This window comes from Dokdonella sp. (assembly GCF_049593775.1).
Taxonomy (GTDB): domain Bacteria; phylum Pseudomonadota; class Gammaproteobacteria; order Xanthomonadales; family Rhodanobacteraceae; genus Dokdonella.
The window spans coordinates 1-3,984 of the sequence record NZ_JBAWHJ010000021.1 but is presented as its reverse complement, the minus strand read 5'-3'; the positions used below and the strand labels follow the sequence as shown (position 1 = coordinate 3,984).

The following is a 3,984-nucleotide window of genomic DNA, read 5'->3' as shown; positions in this document are numbered from 1 at the left end:
AGGCTAGTCAAAGATGGCGCGTATCACTGTAGAAGATTGTCTTGCGGTCGTGGACAACCGATTCGAACTCGTGTTGATGGCGACCAAGCGCGCACGTCAGTTGGCCAAGGGAGCCGATCCCACGGTGGATGCCCTGAATGACAAGCCGACCGTAGTCTCGTTGCGCGAAATCGCGGCACGCAAGGTCGATCAGGGCATGATTGACGAAATCGACCGCCAAACCCGTGAGCGGGCCGAGCGCGAGGCGCTGGAATGGGCGGCGGCCGAAGTTGACGATGATCTGGGCAAGGCTGGCGACGACATTTGATTTGATCGTGCCCGGCTGCCGTACCGGCCATCACGCGGCGGTTTGAACCGCCGCGACATCGAGGTGGCTATGAAGGCGACGGCAGATTCGCAAGCAAACAGGCGCGACAGCTCGCCGCCCTACCTGCTTGCCCTTGAAGACAAACTTGCCACTTATCTCCCCGCAGAACAGATCGGGCGCGTGCGTCGCGCCTACGAGGTTGGCGCACTGGCCCACGAAGGCCAGACCCGCAAGAGCGGCGAACCCTACATCACCCATCCGGTCGCCGTGGCCAGCATCCTGGCCGAGCTCGGCATGGATGCCGAGACCATCATCGCGGCAATCCTGCATGACACGCTTGAGGACACCCACCTCAGCGCCGAGGAGCTGACCGGCGAATTCGGCAGCACAGTCAGCGAACTGGTCGATGGCGTGACCAAGCTGGACCAGCTGCAATTCAAGAGTCGCCAGGAAGCCGCCGCGGAAAGCTTCCGCAAGATGCTGCTGGCCATGGCGCGGGATCTCCGTGTCATCCTGATCAAGCTCGCCGATCGCCTGCACAACATGCGTACGCTGGGCTCCATGGTGCCGGCTTCACGTCGGCGTATTGCGCTTGAAACCCTCGAAATCTATGCGCCGATCGCCCAGCGCCTGGGCATGAACCGGTTCAAGTCGGAATTGCAGGATCTCGGCTTTCGCGCCATGTACCCGGATCGGCACCGGGTCATAGCCTCGCGGATCAGGACCGCCATCGGCAACCGGCGCGAGGCGATGGCCAAGATCGAGGCCGCCCTCGATGCCCGGCTGGACGCCGAGGGCGTCCCCCATCGCACGATCAGCCGGATCAAGTCGCCCTACAGCATCTACCGCAAGATGCGCGCAGAGCAGAAATCCTTTGCCCAGGTGATGGATGTCTACGGTTTCAGGGTGGTGGTGGATTCGGTCATGAACTGCTATCTGGCGCTGGGTGCCGTGCATTCGCTGTTCAAGCCGCTGGATGGTCGCTTTCGCGACTTTATTGCCATTCCCAAGGCGAACGGCTACCAGTCACTGCATACCGTCCTGTTCGGTCCGTTCAGTGAGCCAATCGAGATCCAGATCCGTACCGAGGACATGGACGCGGTAGCGGATCGTGGCGTGGCTGCCCATTGGGCATACAAGAACGACTCGGCTCCGGCCAATAGCGCGCAGAGCCGGGCTCGAGAATGGCTCTCGGGACTGGTCGACGAGCAAAACCGGACGCCGTCCTCGCTGGAATTCATCGAGAGCGTCAAGGTCGACCTGTTCCCCGACGAGGTTTATCTGTTCACGCCGCGAGGCCAGATTCTGGCGCTGCCGCGAAATGCCACCGCGCTCGATTTCGCCTATGCCGTGCATACCGACGTTGGCAGCCACGCCGTCGCCGCACGCGTGGACAAGAAGCTGGCGCCATTGCGCACGCGTCTGAGTAGCGGACAATCGGTCGAGATCATCACCGCGCCTTCGGCGGTGCCAAGCACTCAATGGCTGGAATGGGTCGTCAGCGCCAAGGCGCGGACGGCGATCCGGCATTTCCTCAAGCGCCTGCAGCACGAAGATGCGATTGAACTCGGTCACCGCATGCTCGATCGAGCCATGGACACGCTGGGCGCGTCGCTGGAAGTATTGCCACCCGACCAGCTTGCGCGCTACCTGGAAGACAACAAGCTGCGTGCGCTCGAAGACCTGCTCGCCGATATCGCATTAGGCAACCGCACGGCCGGACAGGTGGCCCGATCCCTCCTGCAGCTTCACGACGAGGCGTCAGCTGGCCAGAGTCTGCATCCGGTCGAGAAGATCCTGATCACCGGGGCGGAGCGCGGCGTGCTGAGCTTCGGCAACTGCTGCCATCCGGTTCCTGGTGACGAGATCATGGGCTATCTGTCGGCAGGCAAGGGCATCGTCGTGCATCGGCTGGAATGCCCGAACATGCCGGAGTTCCGCAAGTCTCCCGAACGCTGCGTCGAGATCGCCTGGGATACCAGCGTCAGTGGCGACTATCGCGTCGAGCTGCGCATCATCGTGGCCAACAAGCCTGGCGTACTGGCCCAGGTTGCCGCCGCCGTCGCCAAGGCCAATTCGAATATCGAAAACGTCGAATACAAGGAGCGCGACCTGATGTCTGCAACCTTGCTGTTCACGATCGAGGTGGCCAATCGCAAACATCTTGCCGATGTCATGCGCGGCGTACGTCGCCTGGCCGTCGTCAATACCGTCTACCGTCATCCTGTCTGAGCCGAGGAATCCAACATGTCGCAGCGCCGAATCATCCATTCCGACCATGCGCCCAAGGCCATCGGTCCCTACTCCCAGGCCGTCCAGGTGGGCAACACCGTTTACCTGTCCGGCCAGACGCCGATAGATCCAGGCACCGGTGAACTTGTCCAGGGCGACATCAGTGTTCAGGCCCGCCAGGTTTTCGAGAACCTGAAGGCGGTGCTGGCTGCGGCGCAGCTTTCATTCGACGACGTTGCGCGCGTCGGCATCTATCTCACGGATCTGGGCAACTTCACCGCAGTCAACGAGGTGATGAAGCAGTACTTCAAGGAGCCGTATCCGGCTCGCTCGACGATTGGCGTGGCTGCCTTGCCCAAGGCTTCGCAGGTCGAAATCGATCTCGTCGCCGTCATCGGCTAGGCACCCGCGCCGGCATTGCTTGGGTATGCTTGGGCGATGCCTCGCTCACATCCTGCCGCCAATGCTGTTTCCGTCGATGATCCGGGACTTGTTCCGGTCAGTTCATTGGCCGGCGTGGGGCCGGTGCTTGAAGCGTCGCTGCATCGGCTGGGGCTCAGGAAGATCCAGGACCTCTGGTTTCATTTGCCGCTGCGTTACGAGGATCGTACCCGCCTGACCCCGATTCGTGATTTGAATATCGGCGAGTCGGCGCAGGTCGAGGGCACGATCGAGGCAGTCGAGCGCGGGTTTCGATTCCGCCCTCAGCTGCGGGTCGTCATCAGCGACGACTCTCGCTCGATGCTGAGCCTGCGTTTTTTCAGTTTCCGCCGTGCCCAGATCGACCAGCTTACTCCTGGCACGCGATTGCGCTGTTTCGGTCAGGTGCGGCACGGTGCGCATGGCCCCGAGATCGTACATCCGCAATACCAGCGCCTTTCATCGGCGAACGTGAGCGTCGAGGATTGCCTGACGCCGATCTATCCGACCACCGAAGGGCTCGGCCAGCGGCGCATGGCCACCTTGATTTCGCTTGCCCTGGAAAAACTTCCCGGCGAAGCCGAGCTGGAACTGGTCCCGGAGGCGCTGCGCAAGCCACTGGACATGCTGTCTCTGCGTGATGCCCTGCTCACCGTGCATCGTCCGCCCGCCGATGCCGACGTTTCTGCACTGACCCTCGGTACCCACGAAGCGCAACGACGTCTGGCATTCGAAGAGTTGCTCACCCATCACTTGAGCCTCAAGCAGATGCGCGCTCAGGTCCGCGAGCATGGAGCGCCGCCCCTGAACGGAGATGGCGCGTTGCGCAAGGCTTTACTGACGGCTTTGCCGTTCGCGCTGACCGGAGCGCAGGAACGAGTCAGCGCCGAAATCGCCGTCGACCTCGCCAGACCCGAACCCATGCTTCGCCTTGTCCAGGGCGACGTCGGCTCGGGCAAGACCATCGTCGCGGCATGGGCCGCATTGGCAGCCATCGAATCCGGCTATCAGGTTGCACTGATGGC

At 62.2% G+C, this 3,984-nt stretch carries 3 protein-coding genes and 1 pseudogene; all 4 read left to right on the top strand.

Going from position 1 to position 3,984, the window contains the following annotated elements; all coding sequences use genetic code 11:
* Nucleotides 1–13: 13 nt before the first annotated feature.
* A complete protein-coding gene (gene rpoZ / locus WBP53_RS00630; RefSeq protein ID WP_423924891.1) occupies nucleotides 14–307 on the top strand; it encodes a DNA-directed RNA polymerase subunit omega in 294 nt (97 codons plus the stop codon).
* A gap of 69 nt (nucleotides 308–376) precedes the next feature.
* The gene (locus WBP53_RS00625; RefSeq protein WP_423924889.1) at nucleotides 377–2,539 is read left to right on the top strand and encodes a RelA/SpoT family protein; all 2,163 of its coding nucleotides are present in this window, start codon (nucleotides 377–379) and stop codon (nucleotides 2,537–2,539) included.
* Nucleotides 2,540–2,554: 15 nt separating this feature from the next.
* On the top strand, nucleotides 2,555–2,941 hold the full coding sequence (locus tag WBP53_RS00620) for a RidA family protein (RefSeq protein ID WP_423924887.1): 387 nt from the start codon (nucleotides 2,555–2,557) through the stop codon (nucleotides 2,939–2,941).
* A gap of 36 nt (nucleotides 2,942–2,977) precedes the next feature.
* A pseudogene (locus WBP53_RS00615) lies at nucleotides 2,978–3,984 on the top strand (ATP-dependent DNA helicase RecG); the annotation flags it as partial.